Annotated in this window: 14 protein-coding genes; 4 read left to right on the forward strand and 10 right to left on the reverse strand. The window is 53.9% G+C overall.

The annotated features are described in order from the left end of the window. Positions 1 to 78 precede the first annotated feature (78 nt). From BSEL_RS16105 to BSEL_RS16150, 10 genes are all read right to left on the reverse strand, one after another. Positions 79 to 1695 (reverse strand): CTP synthase, encoded by a 1617-nt coding sequence (locus tag BSEL_RS16105; protein WP_013174070.1) that lies wholly within the window; start codon positions 1693 to 1695, stop codon positions 79 to 81. Positions 1696 to 2045: 350 nt separating this feature from the next. After that, on the reverse strand, positions 2046 to 2570 hold the full coding sequence (gene rpoE / locus BSEL_RS16110; protein ID WP_013174071.1) for a DNA-directed RNA polymerase subunit delta: 525 nt from the start codon (positions 2568 to 2570) through the stop codon (positions 2046 to 2048). A 136-nt stretch (positions 2571 to 2706) separates the two neighbouring features. Further along, positions 2707 to 5958, reverse strand: a complete 3252-nt coding sequence (icmF, locus tag BSEL_RS16115) for a fused isobutyryl-CoA mutase/GTPase IcmF (RefSeq protein ID WP_013174072.1) — start codon at positions 5956 to 5958, stop codon at positions 2707 to 2709. Between the two features lie 15 nt (positions 5959 to 5973). Beyond that, positions 5974 to 6936, reverse strand: coding sequence for a methylmalonyl Co-A mutase-associated GTPase MeaB (gene meaB, locus BSEL_RS16120; protein ID WP_013174073.1), 963 nt, complete (start codon positions 6934 to 6936; stop codon positions 5974 to 5976). A gap of 23 nt (positions 6937 to 6959) precedes the next feature. Further along, the gene (locus tag BSEL_RS16125) at positions 6960 to 8102 is read right to left on the reverse strand and encodes an acyl-CoA dehydrogenase (RefSeq protein WP_013174074.1); all 1143 of its coding nucleotides are present in this window, start codon (positions 8100 to 8102) and stop codon (positions 6960 to 6962) included. 57 nt (positions 8103 to 8159) lie between these two features. Further along, positions 8160 to 9302, reverse strand: coding sequence for an acyl-CoA dehydrogenase (locus tag BSEL_RS16130; protein ID WP_013174075.1), 1143 nt, complete (start codon positions 9300 to 9302; stop codon positions 8160 to 8162). A 30-nt stretch (positions 9303 to 9332) separates the two neighbouring features. Continuing rightward, positions 9333 to 10190: a 3-hydroxybutyryl-CoA dehydrogenase gene (locus BSEL_RS16135; protein WP_013174076.1), complete on the reverse strand. Its 858-nt coding sequence runs from the start codon at positions 10188 to 10190 to the stop codon at positions 9333 to 9335. A gap of 34 nt (positions 10191 to 10224) precedes the next feature. Continuing rightward, the gene (locus BSEL_RS16140; protein ID WP_013174077.1) at positions 10225 to 11406 is read right to left on the reverse strand and encodes an acetyl-CoA C-acetyltransferase; all 1182 of its coding nucleotides are present in this window, start codon (positions 11404 to 11406) and stop codon (positions 10225 to 10227) included. 192 nt (positions 11407 to 11598) lie between these two features. Then, a complete protein-coding gene (locus BSEL_RS16145; RefSeq protein WP_013174078.1) occupies positions 11599 to 13722 on the reverse strand; it encodes a (Fe-S)-binding protein in 2124 nt (707 codons plus the stop codon). 493 nt (positions 13723 to 14215) lie between these two features. After that, positions 14216 to 14389 carry a XapX domain-containing protein gene (locus BSEL_RS16150; RefSeq protein WP_013174079.1) on the reverse strand — a complete coding sequence of 58 codons (174 nt, stop codon included), beginning with the start codon at positions 14387 to 14389 and terminating at the stop codon, positions 14216 to 14218. 234 nt (positions 14390 to 14623) lie between these two features. Between BSEL_RS16150 and speE the strand changes: the two genes are divergently transcribed. Genes speE through BSEL_RS16170 form a run of 4 tightly spaced genes read left to right on the forward strand, consistent with a single transcriptional unit; the run spans position 14624 to position 18674 of the window. Continuing rightward, positions 14624 to 15499, forward strand: coding sequence for a polyamine aminopropyltransferase (gene speE, locus BSEL_RS16155; protein WP_013174080.1), 876 nt, complete (start codon positions 14624 to 14626; stop codon positions 15497 to 15499). Then, positions 15489 to 16067, forward strand: a complete 579-nt coding sequence (locus BSEL_RS16160) for a hypothetical protein (protein WP_013174081.1) — start codon at positions 15489 to 15491, stop codon at positions 16065 to 16067. Before speE ends, BSEL_RS16160 begins: the two co-directional genes overlap by 11 nt. 10 nt (positions 16068 to 16077) lie before the next feature. Beyond that, positions 16078 to 16542: a hypothetical protein gene (locus BSEL_RS16165; protein ID WP_013174082.1), complete on the forward strand. Its 465-nt coding sequence runs from the start codon at positions 16078 to 16080 to the stop codon at positions 16540 to 16542. A 5-nt stretch (positions 16543 to 16547) separates the two neighbouring features. After that, positions 16548 to 18674: an ATP-binding cassette domain-containing protein gene (locus BSEL_RS16170; RefSeq protein WP_013174083.1), complete on the forward strand. Its 2127-nt coding sequence runs from the start codon at positions 16548 to 16550 to the stop codon at positions 18672 to 18674. Positions 18675 to 18730: the final 56 nt, after the last annotated feature.

Here is an 18730-nt window from a genome sequence, read left to right on the forward strand (position 1 = left end):
ATACAGCTGAGCGTTCCTTTTTTTGACGTTCTGTGAAAAGAATCTGCCGGTCTCAAACCGACACGCAGGCCGTTAACGTTACTCGTCGGCACCGATTCCTTTTTGTGCCGCTGCGGTTCCGATGAAATCCCTGAACAGCGGCTGAGGACGTGTCGGTCTTGAGACGAACTCCGGATGGAACTGTGAGGCGATGAAGTACGGATGGTCATTGAGCTCAATGATCTCCGCCAATCGCCCGTCCGGGCTCAGGCCGGAGAAGATGAAGCCTTTCGCTTCCATTTGCTCTCTGTACTCGTTATTGAATTCATAGCGGTGACGGTGACGTTCGTAAATCACCTGTTCGGAGTAGGAGGCATAGGCTTGTGTCCCCTCTTTCAGCTTACACGGATAGAGGCCGAGACGAAGCGTCCCTCCGAAGTCTTCCACATCTTTTTGTTCCGGCAACAGATCAATGACCGGATACGGCGTGGACGGATCGAGCTCTGCCGAGTGTGCCCCTTTCAGACCCAGGACATGTCGGGCAAATTCAACGGAGGCGAGCTGCATTCCGAGGCAGATCCCGAGAAACGGCACACGCTCTTCCCGGGCATACCGGATCGCTTCAATTTTCCCTTCCACACCACGATCACCAAATCCGCCCGGAACGAGAATGCCGTCTGCATCCTTCAAGCGCTCTTTGACATTGTCTGCGGTCAGTTCTTCCGAATCCACCCAGTCGACTTCGATATCCGCATCCACCTGATAACCGGAGTGCTTCAATGCTTCCACGACGGACAGATACGCATCCGGAAGGGCGACGTATTTTCCGACGAGGGCAATCCGGATGCTGTGCTTCAAATTCTTCACCAGCTTCACGAGCTCTTTCCACTCAACCATGTTTGCTTCGCCGCAGTTCAGTCCAAGATGGTCACAGACAAACTGATCAAGCTTCTGCGCCTGCAGATCGAGAGGGACTTCATAGAGAGTCTCTGCGTCCCGGGCTTCAATGACGGCATTTTTGTTGATGTCACAGAAGAGGGCAATCTTGTCCTTCATGTCTTCAGGAACCGGCCGCTCCGTTCGGACAACGATGACGTTTGGCTGAATGCCGAGACTTCTCAGTTCCTTGACGCTGTGCTGGGTCGGCTTGGATTTCATTTCACCGGCTGCTGCAAGATAAGGGATGAGCGTACAGTGGATGTACATGACGTTCTCCGCCCCGGCAGCCCCTTTGATCTGACGGATCGCTTCAAGGAACGGCAGGCTTTCGATATCCCCGACGGTTCCGCCGATTTCCGTAATGACGACATCCGGATTACCTTCCTTCGCCGCCTGGAAGACCCGGTCTTTGATTTCGTTTGTGATATGCGGAATGACCTGAACCGTTCCGCCAAGATAGTCCCCGCGGCGCTCTTTTTTGATAACCGATGAGTAGACCTTCCCTGTCGTAATGTTCGAGTATTTGCTGAGGTTGATGTCGATGAACCGCTCATAGTGTCCAAGGTCGAGGTCTGTTTCCGCACCGTCATCCGTGACGAAGACTTCCCCGTGCTGATAAGGGCTCATCGTACCCGGATCCACGTTGATATACGGATCAAACTTCTGGATCGTCACCTTCAGTCCGCGGTTTTTCAAAAGACGCCCAAGTGAAGCTGCCGTGATTCCTTTCCCCAGTGAAGATACCACGCCGCCTGTTACAAAAATAAACTTTGTCATGCCAATCCCTCTTTCATCCATGTTTTTTAATGATGTATGCGCCCTCTTGAACTGCGCTGCCTTCCAGTTTCCGATTTGCTCCGGTATGCCCCGGTACAACGGACAGGGCTTTGCTTCATCAAGCAAAATAAAGAAAACTTGACTTGTCGCCAAGCTTTAATGGCGAAAACCTTAGTTGCACTTATACTATAATCCGTTAACGAAGTTAAACATTCCTATAGTACAAAAAAAGTGCCCCTTCAATCAAATGATTGAGGGGGCACGGTTATGAACGCGTCTGCTGCTCCGTTTTTGAGGAGCCCAAACATGATTCTAGCTTTCCTGTGATTGATTGTCAAGGACGGTTTTTCTTATACTTCTTCGTCATCATCCTCGAACTCAGAGTCTGAATTATCGAACTCATCAGCCGGGAAGCTGTCATTGTCGGTATCATCGAGTTCATCAAACTCATCACCTGCGTCTTCTTCATTGGCAAGGTCGTCAAGCTCGTCTTCAAGATCTTCGAATTCATCGAATTCTTCCGCATCGTCGCCGTAGAGCTCCTCTTCTTCCTCTTCCCGTTCACGGGCACGGCGCTTACGCTCACGAGTCGCTTCTGCGGAGAGTTCTTCTTCGGTCTGATCGAACGGATACCAGCCTCTCAGTCCCCAACGGGCATTCCCGAGGTTCACAAACCGGCCGTCCATGGACATGTCCGTGTACAGATTGGCAATCCGCTTCATCAGATCTTCTTCCGTGTAGCCTTTGATGTCTCCTACACGCTTTAAGAGCTCATGATACTCAAATGGTTCCTTTGTGTCTTCAAGAATCGTCGCGGCAATCTCGACCATTGCCACTTCCTGAAGCTGTTCTTCATTCATCTCTTTGTAATGCATGGTTGCACGTCCTTTCGCCATCATCAAAATGTAAATATGCCTATATCGGGTGAGTCATCACAAATGCCGTTCAGTGCTGTGGTTTCATACCCTCCATTATAAACATAAATCGACCGATGATGCCACAAAAATTCCCCTAAATATTTCGGCGGTACTGTCCGCCCACTTCATACAGGGCTCCTGTGATTTGTCCGAGGCTGGCGACGCGCACCGTTTTCATCAGCTCTTCAAAGATATTCCCGCCGCCCGTCGCTGTCTCTTTGAGCGTTCGGAGAGCCGCTTCGGCTTCGGTTTGCTGCGCATCTTTAAACGTATTTAACCGCTCGATCTGACTTTCCTTTTCCTCTTTGGAAGCCCTGGCAAGCTCCATACTGAAGGCTTCGTCCGCAGGCGGATTCGGATTGAGGTACGTGTTGACCCCGATGATCGGCAACTCCCCGTTATGTTTCTTCGTCTCATAGAGAATCGACTCTTCCTGGATCTTGCCGCGCTGATACTGGGTTTCCATGGCGCCAAGCACTCCGCCGCGGTCACTGATCCTCTCAAGCTCCATCAGCACCGCTTCTTCCACGAGTTCCGTCAGCTCCTCGACGATAAATGAACCCTGCTGGGGATTCTCATTTTTGGCGAGACCAAGTTCTTTCGTAATGATCATCTGAATCGCCATTGCCCGCCGGACGCTTTCTTCCGTCGGCGTCGTCACCGCTTCATCATAGGCGTTCGTATGGAGTGAGTTGCAGTTGTCATAAATCGCCAACAGTGCCTGCAGCGTCGTGCGGATATCATTAAAGTCCACCTCCATCGCATGCAGGGAGCGTCCCGACGTCTGGATATGGTACTTCAGCTTCTGACTGCGCTCATTCGCACCGTATTTATCCCGCATCGCAATCGCCCAGATGCGTCTTGCCACCCGGCCGATGACGGTATATTCCGGGTCGAGACCGTTACTGAAGAAAAAGGACAGATTCGGCGCAAAGGCGTTCACGTCCATCCCCCGGCTCAGGTAATACTCCACGTACGTAAACCCGTTGGCGAGCGTGAAGGCGAGCTGACTGATCGGATTCGCCCCCGCTTCAGCGATGTGATAGCCACTGATGGAGACGGAATAGTAGTTGCGGACACTGTTATCGATGAAATACTGTTGGATATCCCCCATCATGCGAAGGGCAAATTCCGTCGAGAAGATACACGTATTCTGGCCCTGATCCTCTTTGAGAATATCCGCCTGCACCGTCCCTCTGACGACGGAAATCGTCTCGGTCCGGATCTTTGCCGTCTCGTCTTCATCCGGCTTTCGGCCGTATTCCTGTTCAAAAGCAGCGATCTGCTGGTCGATGGCTGTATTCATGTACATCGCAAGAATCATCGGTGCCGGACCATTGATCGTCATCGAAACGGACGTATTCGGTGCCGTGAGGTCAAAACCGTCATACAGCTCCTTCATATCATCAAGGGTGCAGATGCTGACCCCGCTTTCCCCGACCTTCCCGTAAATATCCGGCCGGTGATCCGGATCTTCCCCGTACAGGGTGACAGAGTCAAAGGCCGTGCTGAGCCGCTTTGCGTCATCATCCTTCGACAAATAGTGGAAGCGGCGGTTCGTCCGCGCCGGGCTTCCTTCCCCGGCAAACTGCCGCTTCGGATCCTCACCCTGCCGCTTAAACGGAAAGACGCCTGCGGTATACGGAAACTCTCCCGGGACATTTTCCCGTCGGATCCAGCGAATCAGGTCGCCGTAGCTTTCGTAGGTCGGAAGGGCAACTTTGCGGATTTTCAGGCCTGACAGGGTCGTCGTCTTCAGATCCGTCACGAGCTCCCGGTTCCTTACGATAAATCGGAACTCATCCTGATCGTAGACGTCCTGTTTTCGCCTGAAGTCTTCAAGCTGATTGACGGTCTCTTTTTTAAGCCCGTTCATTACCTCTTCCTTCAGTTCAAGGAGCCCGTGCCTGCCTTCATCCCGTCCAGTCTCTTCCAGGAGCTTCAGAGTTCCTTCAAGCTGAAACCAGCGCGTCGCCTGTTTTGCTTCCTCTTCTGTTTCCCGGTGATACTGTTTGACGCACTTTGCAATCTCTCTCAAATACTGCACCTGATCTGTGGGGATCACGGCATTTCTTGCCTGAATCTCGTCATCCGCACCAAAATCAGTCCGCCAGTCTTCGTTCCCTGTGACGTTTGCCGTAACGGCCATCAGCTCGTGAAACAGCCGGTTTGTACCCGGATCATGGAACTGAGACGCCATCGTACCGAATGCCGGCATGGTGTCCGGCTCTTCCATGAAGCGTTCATGGCTTCTCTGGTACTGTTTCTTCACATCCCGAAGGGCGTCTTCGGAGCCTTTTCGGTCAAACTTATTTATCGCAATGAGGTCCGCAAAATCAATCATATCGATTTTCTCAAGCTGCGACGGGGCGCCGAATTCACTGGTCATCACGTACATGCTCACATCCGCCACCTCGGTCACCGCAGCATCGCCCTGACCGATCCCGCTCGTCTCCACAATGATCAGATCAAACCCTGCCGCTTTGAGCACCGGGATGGCTTCCTTCGTAGCCTTCGACAGTTCCTGACGGCTGTCACGGGTTGCCATCGAACGCATGAAGACATGGGGATGATGAATGGCGTTCATACGGATCCGGTCGCCTAGGAGGGCACCCCCGGTCTTTTTCTTCGTCGGATCGACGGAGAGAATCGCGATCGTCTTCTCCGGAAAGACCGTCGTATACCGGCGCACCAGCTCATCGGTCAAGGAGCTCTTCCCGGCGCCTCCGGTCCCCGTAATGCCGACTACCGGCGGATTCTTCTCCGCCCCGCCCTGAATCGCTTCTTCAAAACGTTTGCGGTCACCGTCTTCGACCTGATCGTCAAAAAAAGCCAGCTGTTCGGCGATCGTAATGTAACGGGCAAGCACCGTGTCCCGGTTCTCCTCCGTCGTCCATTCGGGCAAACCGCTCCGTTTCACCGGATCATAGTCACAGGTCACCATCATCTCGTCAATCATGCCCTGAAGACCGATACGCCGACCGTCCTCCGGGGAAAAGATTTTCCTGATCCCGTATTCATGAAGCTCCTTCATCTCAGACGGGATAATCACCCCGCCACCGCCGCCGAAGATTGGCACGTGGCCGGCTCCACGAGCCTGCAATTCATCATAGAGAAACTTGAAATACTCCATATGGCCGCCCTGGTAGGACGAGATCGCCACCCCTTGCGCATCTTCCTGCAAAACCGCCTGGACCACTTCGGCCACGGACCGGTTATGACCGAGGTGAATCACCTCGGCCCCGGACGCCTGCAGCATGCGGCGCATGATGTTAATCGAGGCATCGTGTCCGTCAAACAGGCTCGATGCCGTCACAAATCGAACCGGATGTGTTGTCTTCTTCATTGAATGTGTCCCCCTTCAGTCGTGCTCTTCTTCTCTCCACTTTGCATACACACGGTCAGCCAGCGTGTACGGATCTTCATCCGCGGCACCGTTGACCGCTTCTTCCATATACGTAGCGAGTTCCTCTTTCAGTCGGGTGATGAGCCGCCGCTCCACCTCAAAGTGAAGCTGGTCCTTCCTTCGCCTCGTTCCGTCTCCCTGCTTCAGCCAGTCACCGTGTCCGGTAATCGCATCGCCAAGCGCCGAAATCCCCTCGCCTGTTGTCGCCACCGTCTGAATAATCGGCGGCATCCAATCTTCGTCCGTCTTTGTAAGGTGAAGGAGATCTTCGAGTTCCTGCTTCAGCTGTTCGACCCCCGGGAGATCGGCCTTGTTCATCACGAACACATCTGCAATCTCCATGATGCCGGCCTTAAAGGCCTGAATCAGATCCCCGCCGGACGGATACAGGGTGAGGATGATCGTGTCTGCGACCTTCATGATATCAAGCTCTGACTGCCCTACCCCGACAGTCTCCACAATGATATGATCATAGCCCGCAGTCTCAAGGAGACGAACAGCATCCTGACACGCCTCCGCAAGACCGCCAAGGCTGCCCCTCGTCCCCATTGAGCGGATGAAGACCCCGGGGTCCCCTTCGTGATCGTGCATACGGATCCGGTCCCCGAGGAGGGCCCCGCCCGAGAAGGGGCTCGTCGGGTCGACGGCAAGAATCGCCACCTTCCGCCCCTCTTTGCGCCACGCTTTCACGAGCCGGCTGACGAGGGTGCTTTTCCCTGCCCCAGGAGAGCCGGTCACGCCGGCTATGCTGCTTTTTTTCTGATCCTGAAACACCAAACCCATCAGTTCCCGGTAGTCGTGCGAAGAGAGCGATTGATCCTCAGCAAAGGAAATCGCTCTCGCCAGCGCACGCTGATTGCCGGATCGGATGGCTTCGAACAGCTCAGGAATCGTCATGTCGTTCAGCCGTTTCACCATACTGCCTCCAGTCCGGGTGCGTATTATTCGTTCATCAGCATTTTCGAGATGACAAGGCGCTGAATCTCGTTTGTTCCTTCATAAATCTGTGTGATCTTCGCGTCACGCATGTACCGCTCCACCGGATAATCCTTCGTGTAGCCATATCCGCCAAAGACCTGAACCGCTTCCGTCGTCACTTCCATCGCCGAATCCCCGGCGAAGAGCTTCGACATGGCCGATGCTTTCCCGTACGATTTGCCTTCACTTTCAAGCCATGCCGCCTGATACGTCAGAAGGCGTGACGCCTCGACTTTCGTCGCCATATCCGCGAGTTTGAACCCGATCCCCTGCTGGGCACCGATCGGCTTGCCGAACTGCTTGCGTTCTTTCGCATACGCCACCGCCTCATCAAGGGCTCCCTGGGCGATCCCCACCGCCTGGGCGGCGATGCCGTTTCTGCCGCCGTCGAGGGTCATCATCGCAATCTTGAAACCTTCCCCTTCTTCACCGAGACGGTTCTCCTTCGGCACGCGGACCCCGTCAAAAATAATCTCCAGGGTTGGTGAGGAGCGGATGCCCATCTTGCGCTCCTTCTTCCCCATCGTGAAGCCTTCCATGCCTTTTTCGACAATAAAGGCCGTTACCCCTTTATGCTTTTTCTCCGGATCCGTCAGGGCAAAGACAACGTAGATATCCGCCTCGCCGCCGTTCGTGATGTAAATCTTCGAGCCATCGAGGATGTAGTCGTCGCCGTCCCGCTTTGCAGTCGTCTTCATGCCCGCGGCGTCACTGCCGGCCCCGGGCTCGGTGAGACCGTATGCGCCGAGGTAGGTCCCCTCTGCAAGGCCGCGAAGATACTTCTGCTTTTGATCCTCGTTGCCAAACGTGTAGATCGGCCAGCCGGCAAGGGAAATATGCGCACTCAGCGTCACTCCTGTCGACGCACAGACTCTCGAGAGTTCTTCAACGGCAATGACGTAGCTGACGTAATCAGCTCCGATGCCGCCGTACTCTTCCGGCCATGGAATGCCCGTCAGACCAAGCTCCGCCATCTGATCAAAGATCCCCCGGTCAAAACGTTCTTCTTCGTCCCGCTCTTCGGCCGTCGGGGCCACCTCGTTCGTGGCAAAGTCCCGTACCATCTTGCGGATCATTTCCTGTTCATCGGTCAGTAAAAAATTCATGGTAATAGCCTCCCCTGTCCATTGTTTCCGGTTTATCCGGCAATTATCGCCTTGCCGTCAGTCTTTTAACAGCTGTCCGGCGATGACGATGCGCTGAATTTCATTCGTCCCTTCATAAATCTGCGTCACTTTTGCATCCCTGAAGAAGCGCTCGACGGGATAATCTTTCGTATAGCCATAGCCGCCAAAGACCTGAATCGCCTCTGTCGTCACCTTCATCGCCGTGTCGGATGCGAACGTCTTCGCCATCGAAGCCTCGATCCCGGTTGTGAGACCCTGATCTTTTCGGTTCGCTGCACTGTAGGTCAACAGCTTCGCCGCTTCCACCGCCGTCGCCATATCCGCAAGCTTAAAGGCAAGGCCCTGCTGCATGGCGATCGGTTTGCCGAACTGTTTTCGCTCTTTGGCATAATCCGTCGCATGTTCAAGGGCTGCTTCGGCGATCCCGAGTGCCTGGGCGGCAATTCCGACGCGGCCGTAGTCCAGGTTACTGAGGGCGATCGTGTATCCTTGCCCCTCTTCGCCGAGGCGCCGGCTCTCATGGATGCGGCAGTCTTCAAAGGCAAGCCCTGTCGTACTCGAGCCGAGAAGTCCCATCTTCCGCTCTTTTGCAAGCACCGTAAAGCCCGGTGTATCTTTCTCCACAATGAAGGCTGTGATGCCCTTTTTCCCTGCATCCGGGTCGGTTTTGGCAAAGACGATGTACGTATCCGCGTAACCGCCGTTCGTGATCCATGCCTTACTGCCGTTTAAGATGTAGTGATCGCCGTCTTTTTTGGCCGTCGTCCTCAGACTCGCCGCGTCACTCCCGGCACCGGGTTCAGAGAGGGCAAAAGCCCCGAGCCACTCCCCTGACGCGAGTTTCGGCACGTAGCGGCTGATCTGATCTGCCGTGCCGTAATAGCGGATCGGATTGGTTCCGACAGAGGTGTGCACCGACAGGATGACGCCGAGGGTCGCACTGACTTTTGAGAGCTCATGGATCGCGATGATGTACGACGTAAAATCCATTCCTGCACCGCCGTGTTCTTCTTCAACGGGGATCCCGAGCAGGCCGAGTTCCCCCATTTCCCTGAGAAGCGCATCCGGGAACGTCTCGTTCATTTCCATCTCTTCCACAAAAGGAGCTACCCGCTCCGCGGCAAACTGTCTGACCATATTGCGCATCATGATTTGTTCTTCTGTAAAGTGAAGGTTCATCCCGGTCACCCGCTCTTTCAGCTGTATTTGTCAGTCATAGGTGTAAAAGCCGCGGCCTGATTTCTTCCCGAGCCAGCCTGCATTGACATACTTTCGAAGCAGCGGACACGGACGGTATTTGTCGTCACCGAAGCCGTCATGGAGAACTTCCATAATGTAGAGGCATGTGTCAAGTCCGATAAAGTCTGCAAGGGTCAAGGGCCCCATCGGATGATTCATGCCGAGCTTCATCACCTGATCGACGTCTTCAGGGGTTGCCACCCCTTCGTAGACGGTGAAGATCGCCTCGTTAATCATCGGCATGAGTACACGGTTTGAGACAAAACCCGGAAAATCATTCACTTCGACAGACGTCTTCTTCATCGCCTTCGCCACGGTTTCCACCGTTTTGAACGTCGCATCCGAAGTCTGGAGTCCGCGAATGACCTCAACAAGCTTCATGACTGGTACCGGATTCATAAAATGCATGCCAATGACCTTCTCCGGCCGCTTCGTCGCCGCTGCGAGCTCTGTAATCGGCAGAGATGAGGTATTCGTGGCGAGGACGGTGTGCTTTTGTGCCACACCGTCAAGCTGGGCAAAGATGTTCTTTTTGACTTCCATGTTCTCCACCGCTGCCTCAATAATGAGATCCGCCTTTTCGGCGTTGCCGATCTGATCGGACGGCTGAATCTGCCGCATGAAGCGGGCGAGGTCTGATTCCGAGATTCGTTCTTTCTCCACATCACGCTCGAGGCGCTTTCGAATCCCTTCGATTCCCTTCTCTGCCATCGCCATTTTGACGTCGTGCAGCGTGACGGTGAAGCCGCTCATCGCCGCCACCTGGGCGATCCCGGCACCCATCTGACCTGCGCCGATGACCATAATGTGTTCGATTTTCTTTGACATCCGTACCGCCTCCTGATGAATGATCTTGTTTCGGTTATTCCACTTCGATCATAATTGCGTCACCCTGACCGCCGCCGCTGCAGATGGCCGCAATCCCTGTTCCGCCGCCGCGTTTCTTCAGTTCATGGGCGAGAGTGAGGATGATCCGCGTACCGCTTGCGCCGATCGGATGACCGAGGGCGACGGCACCGCCGTTCACGTTGACTTTCCCGTTATCGAGTCCGGCGATTTTACTGCCGGCCAGTGACACCGCGGCAAAGGCTTCATTGATCTCAAACAGATCGATGTCGTCAACGGTTTTCCCCGTCTGATCGAGGAGTTTCTGAATGACAAGGCCCGGCGTCTTCGGGAAATTCTCCGGCTCGACGGCGAGGGAGGTGTGTCCTTTGATCACGGCAAGGGGCGTGTGGCCCTTTTCCACGGCATCTTCCTTTGACATGAGAAGAAGCGCGCAGGCGCCGTCATTGACACCCGGAGCGTTCCCGGCAGTGATCGTGCCCTCTTTTCCGAATACCGGCTTCAGGGACTTCAGCCTCTCTAAAGTCGTATCGCTTCGCGGCGCCTCGTCTTCCGAGACAATCAAAGGCTCTCCCTTTCGCTGCGGGACGGCAACCGGTGCGATCTCTTCGGCGAACCGGCCATCCTTCACGGCCTGTCCGGCACGCTGATGGCTCCTCAGTGCCCATTCGTCCTGGCTCTCCCGGTCGAGCTGCAGTTCATCAGCCACCTGATTGCCGTAGTTCCCCATGTGAACCCCGCGAAAAGTACACGTGAGTCCGTCATGAACCATCATGTCCTGTAAGGTCTGATCGCCCATGCGAAACCCGAAACGGGCACCTTTCATGAAATACGGAGCCTGACTCATCGATTCCATGCCTCCGGCAAGAATGGTGCGGTACTGCCCCGTCCGGATCAGCAGATCAGCCAGAGTGACACTCCGCATGCCTGATGCACAGACTTTATTGATGGTTTCTGTTTCGGTTTCCCACGGAATCCCCGCGTTGTGCAGCGCCTGTCTCGACGGCAGCTGCCCCTGTCCGCCCTGAAGAACCGTGCCCATCAAGACGTGATCGATGTCTTCCGGTGCCGTATTCCCCCGCTTCATCGTTTCTTTCAGGGCAATCCCCCCGAGCTCTGCCGCTTTCATGGATGACAGGGCGCCCCCGAGTTTGCCAAACGGCGTTCGTGCCCCGCTGATAATAACCGTTTCTGTCACAATAAACCCCTCCTGTACGTATGGTAAAGGCTGATCATTCAGCCTGTTCCGCTTCTGTTAAAGCGCTTACATTTATGCTCTGTTTCCATTGTAAAACACTTTCGGGCAAATGTCGCCCCCGGTTTCCGACACAGAAACCGACAGGCGGCGGGTTACTGCTCCGCCGCCTGTCCATTCTGTTTACGGTTCCTCTCACGCATCTGCCGTTTCCGGTTCCGGTTCAGGCTTTTGAATATCGAGGGATTTCTCAAGAATCTCCACAACGTCCATCGTGCGAATGTCTTCATCGACTTCCTTCGCCTTCGTGCCGTCACTGAGCATCGTCAGACAGTACGGGCAGGCGCTGCCGATCGTCGTTGCCTTCGTTTCAAGAGCCTGTTCGGTTCTCGCCACGTTCACACGTGTACCGGTATCTTCTTCCATCCACATCATCCCGCCGCCGGCACCGCAGCACATGCCGTTCTCGCGGTTACGTTCCATCTCGACAAGCTTAACACCCGGAATAGCGTTTAAGATTTCACGCGGCGGATCGTAGTTGTCATTGTAGCGTCCGAGGTAGCAGGAATCGTGATAGACGATGGATTCATTCACTTCCTTCACCGGCTTCAGTTTGCCCTCTCGGATCCACTGATCAATCAGCTCCGTGTGGTGATACACCTCTGCCTCAAGTCCGAATTCCGGATACTCGTTTTTAAAGGAGTTATACGTATGCGGATCGATGGTGACGATCTTTTTCACATCGTTTTTCTCAAACTCTGCGATATTGTCAGCGGCAAGCTCCTGGAAGAGGAACTCATTCCCAATCCGGCGCGGCGTATCCCCGGAGTTCTTCTCTTTGTTACCGAGGATGGCAAACTTGATGCCCGCCTCGTTCATGATCTTGGCAAAAGACTGGGCGACCTTGATGCTTCTGTTGTCATACGAACCCATGGATCCGACAAAGAAGAGGTACTCGAAGTCTTCCCCGCGCTTTTTCATTTCTTTGACCGTCGGCGCATCGATATCTTCGCGCCCGTCACGCCACTTTTCCCGTTCTTTCCGGTTGATGCCCCACGGGTTGCCCTGTTTTTCAATATTCTGCATGGTGCGCTGGGCATCCGTCTCCATCTTCCCTTCCGTCAGGACCAGGTAGCGGCGCATATCGATGATCTTATCGACGTGCTCATTCATCACCGGACACTGATCTTCACAGTTGCGGCACGTCGTACAGGCCCACAGTTCTTCTTCCGTGATAACGTCACCGATCAGGTTCACATCATACGGATTAAAATCAAGCTTCCCGAGGGCTTCTGCGTCCCCACCGGCGGCTGCGAGCTGATTGCCGCGGGTGTTGCTGAAGGCAAATGCCGGCATCCAGGAAGAGCGGCTCGTCACGGCGGCTCCTGTATCGGTGAGGTGATCCCGCATCTTCAAAATGAGATCCATCGGGGACAGCATCTTTCCGGTCCCAGACGCCGGACACATATTCGTACACCGGCCGCACTCCACGCAGGCATAGAGATCGAGGAGCTGCTTCTGATCAAAGTCTTCGATCTTGTTCTTCCCGAACTTCTCCGCATCTTCCACTTCGAAGTTGATCGATTCAAGCTGACCGCGCTTATGCGTCGGTCCGACATACACGTTCGCAGGCCCTGCAATGAGGTGGGCGTGCTTGGATTGCGGAATATACACAAGGAACACAAGCAGGAAGAGAAGATGCAGCCACCACATAATGAAGAAGCCTGCAGCTGCCCCGGTTTCCCCGAGCCCGCCTGAGATCGACGCAATGCCTGAGGCAATCGGCTGGGACATCGTCAGTTCCTTATCGAGCCAGACCATTTCAAAGCCTTTCGCAAAGAGCTTGGAGAACATCAGACCGCCGATAAAGATCAGTACGAGTCCCGCTTTAAAGTTGCGTTTAAGGCGGACGAGTTTCTCCACATAGCGGCGGTAAAAGGCCCAGAACACCGCAATGAGAATCATGACCACAACGATTTCCTGGAAGAATGTGAAGAACGGATAGAGAGGTCCCAAAGGCAGATGCCCGCCGGGACTGAGTCCTTTCCAGATAACGTCGATGGCGCTGAACTGCACGAGCAGGAACCCGTAAAAGATCATTACGTGAATGATCCCGCTCTTTTTGTCTTTCAACAGCTTTTCCTGGCCAAATACCATCGTGACGACTGCATTCCAACGCTCTTTGGAGGTAAGAATGAATTCAGGTTTTTGACCGAGTTTGATGTACTCGATACGCGTCTTCACAAGGCTTGCAAAGAGATACACAGCGTAAGCGGTTACAAGAAGAAACATGATCCAGTTGATTAAAATCGGATCCATGTCCGTCACTCCTTTCGTCTTCTGATGTAGTTTGGACGCGTCGCAGAAGCGTCTCGTCCTTCAGTGATTATTCATCGACAATTATAGCACAATTTTATGGTGAATGAGTATTCATTCATAAAAATCCCCGATCTTTTTTTCAATCCGCTCATTCAGACAGCTGTTCCTTGCAACAAACTGACCAAGAAACCGCCCTGTTGTTTGTGTAATGTTCATAAAAACACCATACCCCTGTTGGTAATCGACTCAATCCGTTGTATAATAGAAACGGATCACGATGCGCTGCCAATCGCATTCGTTGATCGAGGCAGTACTCTGCTGAAGCTGGGACGGAACCCCCCTCAATTGTTCCGTCCCCTTTTTATGTCCTAGACGAAAGCTGCCGCGGCTTTCACTCAACCACCAACAGAATCACAAAAACAAACAGGCTGCCCTGATCACAAGATCAAAGGCAGCCTGTTTTTTATATAAACAAAAATCAAAGGGGGCAATGTTATGCAAAAAAGTTTGTAGACACCCACTGAAACAGTTTGAATCCTAAATACACGCCGAAAATGCCCATCACACCAGGAAGAGCCGGCGGTGCGGGAATCGGGAGCTTAATGACGCCGAACAGGAATCCGACGATGGCACCGGCGAGCAGTGCGAGTAATACCTCTTGCCACATGTTGCTTCACCTCTTTTGCTTCGACATGATCATCTCGCTATCTCAACCACCAGTATATGGTGCATGATGTCTAACCTCTACTGCTTTCTCTATTATATCAGAAAGAGGTACGTACATCTACCCTTTTTTAATCTTTTTTTCTCCTTATATCCGAAAATACAGTTGTCATTTGGAGCATTTTCCTTACTATTATGATAGACTGTCGGAAACTGTTACTATTTTAGGAGGAATCTCATGTTACCGAAAAGCGTAAGACACATCGACGGCGAGCTCTGGTACAGCGTATATGAAGGCGACAATGCATCACTGAACTACCGGGTCCGCAAGATCCTCCATGAGGAACAGACCCCCTATCAGCACCTGATGGTCCTTGATACGTATGATTTCGGGCCGGTGCTGGTTCTTGATCATATACTCCAAACGACGACACTCGACGGCTTTATCTATAATGAAATGATTACACATATGCCCCTCGCCATCCATCCTGAACCAAAAGACGTGCTGATCATCGGCGGGGGTGATCTTGGCGCAGCCAATGAAGCCGTCAAATACGACAGCGTGGAACGGGTCGATATGGTAGAGATCGACGAAGCCGTCGTCAGGCTGAGCCGCAAATTTATCCCGGGTGTGGCAGGAACGGGTGAGCTCGATCCGCGCATTCACATTCTCTACGAAGACGGCGTCAAATATATGGCCGAAGCCGACAAACAGTATGACATCATCATTATCGATTCATCAGACCCTGTCGGTCCGGCTGTCGAACTTTTCTCCCAGCCGTTTTACGAACAGGTCCATAAACGCCTGAAACCCGACGGCATCATGAGCTGCCAGAGCCTGTCTCCGGTCTTTAATATGTTCTATCTCCAGCATATCCGCGACGTACTCGGGCTCTTCTTCAATGACGTGAAAACTTACAGCGCGACGATTCCGACCTACAACGGCGGTCTCTATTCCTTCACCCTCGGTCTGAAGAAACCGCCGCGGGACTACAAGGGGCTCGAGCCACAGGGCGAGAACCGCTATGTCACGCCGGCCATTCTCGAAAAAAGCTTCATTCAGCCGCTCTATGTCCAGGAAGATTTGAAAATGGAGGAAATCCATGACGTATAAACGGGTCGAAAACCGGGACGACCAGCGCCTCTTTTATGCCATTGTACAGGAAGCCTGGGAAGAAAAAAACTGGGATTACGAAGATATTGAGCGGGACGGACGCGCGCAGTACCTGGTCCAAAACGATGAAGGCGACACGATCGGCACGTTCGAATTCCTCCCCTATATCCCGGAAGGAGAGAGCCTGATTGAACGCGATTACCCGTTTTACAGGGAGTCCGAGGTCAAGGGGCAGACAAGGCCCGTCTATGAGCTCGATAAACTGGCCATCTCCGACCGCCACAGAAGCAGTGAACATCTGTACATCCTGATCAGTGATCTCATGAAAGTCGGCATTGATGAACTGAAGTCGGATCTGTTTCTCTCCATTATCCGCCCGTCCTTTCACCGGCTGTTGCACCGGGTCATGAAACTGCCTGTCATCAGTCTGTCAGAGCCGCTCTACTGTGATGAGAACGACGATTATTTCACCCCGTGTCTCTGCTATGTTCCGAAAAACATGGAGGAACTCGGAGAAATGCAAAAGACAATGCGCCGGGGACTCCGGATCAAATCTTTGACGAAGTGAGGGATCAGCCATGAGTTTTCTGTTATTATACGACGTTTTTACTGACGCATTTGATGAACATGCCATCCGCTGGCCTGTGACCCTGGAAACAGACGGACAGACCCTGAAGGGCGAGCTGATCGCTGACGGAACCGATTACCTGATTCCAAGGCAGTATGAGCTCGAACTGAAATGGACCTTCCGCCTGTTAAAGCTCGACGACGATACCGTCATCGATTTCAGGGATGACCCGTTCCCCCTGAAGTGGAGTGAGCGGCGGTACGAAGAGCGGCTCAGAAAGTTTGAGGCATCCGGCGAAGAAGCCTGGCTCAGACAGTTCGTCATCGATGCCGCAGATGCTTCCCGCGAAACCCTGACTGACGGCCTCTTGCGTCACCCTGCATTTACACAGGCTTTACAGGAAGCGAACATCGCCACGCCGGACGTCATTCATCTCGCAAAAGAGCCCGTATACGAACCGGGGCAAGGGGACTGAGGCTCATGACAGGACTGATCAGGCGCATCATCTCCCTGTTTGGTGATCATCGCGGCATTTCGCTCATGATTCTCCTGTTTCTGATCATTGAGCTGTCCTTTCTCGCCTTCCTGCCGCTCAGTCTGATGCTGTTGATTGATTACGCCATCGTCCCTGAGGATTTGTCCATGCTCATGCTTCTGATCGGGATCATCATTACCGGCACCGTCGTCACCTCCGTACTCGGCATGATCCGGATCCGGCGCTACGCATCAGTCGTCAGTGACATTATGACTGCCTTATACAACCGGATTTTCACCCATCTGCAGCGGCTCCCTCTCCGCTTTTTCAAGGAGACCCGCTCAGGGGACATTCTCGCCCGCTACAATACCGATCTGTCCGCGGTGGAGTCCCTTCTGATTCCCTTTCCGCAGCTTGTCATGGCCACACTGAACCTCGCTGTGAATATCGTGATCCTGTTCACTCTTCAGTGGCAGCTCGCCGGACTCGTCCTCATCGGGTTCGGGCTAAGCTTCATCCTGCCGAACTACCTGAGCCGGCAGGCGTTTGATGCGAGCCGCACCCATAAAGCAAGCCAGGCCTCGATCAACGCGCACGCCCAGGAGAACATCCAGGGACAGGAGACCATTAAGGCATTCGGTCTCCAAAAGCGGATGATTGAGCGATTTAAGGCGGAAGCTGAAGCGGTGCGGAAGGCTTCAAGGGAAGCGAACTTTCTGAATTATCTGCTTGACCGCGCCACGGAAATCGGCGTCATGATCGTCATTGTCATCACAATCTGTACCGGTGCCGTCTTTGCCTATTATGACATGATCACCATCGGATCCCTGTCAGCATTCGTCACGATCCTTGTCACGATGAGCTTTCTTATCTCGGATATCACCTGGCTTGCCCCCCAGCTCGTGCAGGCACAGGCCGGCATCGCCCGCATTGACGAACTGTTACGGGAAACACCGGCACGAGAGAGCGGTGACGCGGTCATCGGCTCCTTGAAGAAGGGGATCACCTTTGATCATGTCTCGTTCAGCTACGACGGGCGAAAACGCCATTTGAAGGATGCCCATCTGTTCTTGCCATCCGGCGCCTTCACATCCTTCGTCGGGGCAAGCGGATCCGGAAAAAGCACGATCATGAACCTGATGATGCGCTACTACGAACCGGTGGAAGGCAACCTGTACTGGGACGATACCGCCTTCCCCGAGATTCAGGACGAAGCCTTTCAAAAGGAAGTCGGCATCGTCTCTCAGGACACCTTTCTCTTTAATCTCTCCATCCGGGAAAACATCCGTCTCGGAAGGGCCGACGCCTCTGACGGGGAAGTGGAACAGGCTGCGGCAGATGCAGGGATCCACGAGACGATTCTGAGCTTCCCTGACGGGTACGACACCCTCGCCGGTGAGCGGGGCGGCAACCTGTCCGGCGGGCAGCGCCAGCGCATTGCCATTGCCCGCGCCATGATCAAAAAGCCGTCTCTCATGTTCCTTGATGAGGCGACGTCTGCCCTGGACCCGGCCTCCGAGCAGGAGATTCTGCAGGTCATCCGGACCCTTGCAAAAGGGCGGACCGTCGTCTCGATTACACATCGCCTGACCACATCCGAGCCCGGCGACCGGATCGTCGTCCTCGATGAAGGGCAGATTACGGAAACCGGCCTTCATACGGACCTCGTCCATGGCGGCGGTCCGTATGAAGCCCTGTATGCCAAGCAAAGCGGCTTTCACTTCAGTGATGACGGTCAGGAAGCCTACGTCAGCGGCGAACGCCTCCGGGCGATTCCGCTCCTTTCAGACGTCGACACGGCTCTCCTTGATGATCTATCCGGCTTTTTCATTACCGAGACGATCGCCAAAGATCAACGGGTGATCACAGAGGGCGAAGAAGGCGACAAGTTCTATCTGATTGTCCGCGGGAAAGCACGGGTCGACAAGCAGATCGACGGGGCCGTCACGACCCTCGCGAGACTCAGTGACGGGGACTTCTTCGGCGAAATTGCGCTCTTAAAGAACGTCCCGAGAACCGCCTCCATCACGGCCGAAACGCCGCTCATCGTCCTGTCTTTGCAACGCAAGATGTTCCAGGTGCTCTTAAAGCGGGCCCCTGAACTGAGAAAACAGCTCGAAAAGCGGCTCTGACCGGACCGAAAAGCCCCTGAACCCACGGATACCGGGTTTCAGGGGCTTTCCTTATG

The organism is [Bacillus] selenitireducens MLS10, from assembly GCF_000093085.1.
Taxonomy (GTDB): Bacteria; Bacillota; Bacilli; order Bacillales; family Salisediminibacteriaceae; genus Salisediminibacterium; species Salisediminibacterium selenitireducens.

What these genes read in the sequence shown, in the direction of transcription:
- icmF (WP_013174072.1), bottom strand. Translation starts at nt 5,958, where the DNA reads ATGAAGAAGACAACACATCCGGTTCGATTTGTGACGGCATCGAGCCTG.
- BSEL_RS16170 (WP_013174083.1), top strand. Translation starts at nt 16,548, where the DNA reads ATGACAGGACTGATCAGGCGCATCATCTCCCTGTTTGGTGATCATCGC.
- BSEL_RS16145 (WP_013174078.1), bottom strand. Translation starts at nt 13,722, where the DNA reads ATGGATCCGATTTTAATCAACTGGATCATGTTTCTTCTTGTAACCGCT.
- BSEL_RS16150 (WP_013174079.1), bottom strand. Translation starts at nt 14,389, where the DNA reads ATGTGGCAAGAGGTATTACTCGCACTGCTCGCCGGTGCCATCGTCGGA.
- speE (WP_013174080.1), top strand. Translation starts at nt 14,624, where the DNA reads ATGTTACCGAAAAGCGTAAGACACATCGACGGCGAGCTCTGGTACAGC.
- rpoE (WP_013174071.1), bottom strand. Translation starts at nt 2,570, where the DNA reads ATGCATTACAAAGAGATGAATGAAGAACAGCTTCAGGAAGTGGCAATG.
- BSEL_RS16105 (WP_013174070.1), bottom strand. Translation starts at nt 1,695, where the DNA reads ATGACAAAGTTTATTTTTGTAACAGGCGGCGTGGTATCTTCACTGGGG.
- BSEL_RS16165 (WP_013174082.1), top strand. Translation starts at nt 16,078, where the DNA reads ATGAGTTTTCTGTTATTATACGACGTTTTTACTGACGCATTTGATGAA.
- BSEL_RS16160 (WP_013174081.1), top strand. Translation starts at nt 15,489, where the DNA reads ATGACGTATAAACGGGTCGAAAACCGGGACGACCAGCGCCTCTTTTAT.
- meaB (WP_013174073.1), bottom strand. Translation starts at nt 6,936, where the DNA reads ATGGTGAAACGGCTGAACGACATGACGATTCCTGAGCTGTTCGAAGCC.
- BSEL_RS16125 (WP_013174074.1), bottom strand. Translation starts at nt 8,102, where the DNA reads ATGAATTTTTTACTGACCGATGAACAGGAAATGATCCGCAAGATGGTA.
- BSEL_RS16130 (WP_013174075.1), bottom strand. Translation starts at nt 9,302, where the DNA reads ATGAACCTTCACTTTACAGAAGAACAAATCATGATGCGCAATATGGTC.
- BSEL_RS16135 (WP_013174076.1), bottom strand. Translation starts at nt 10,190, where the DNA reads ATGTCAAAGAAAATCGAACACATTATGGTCATCGGCGCAGGTCAGATG.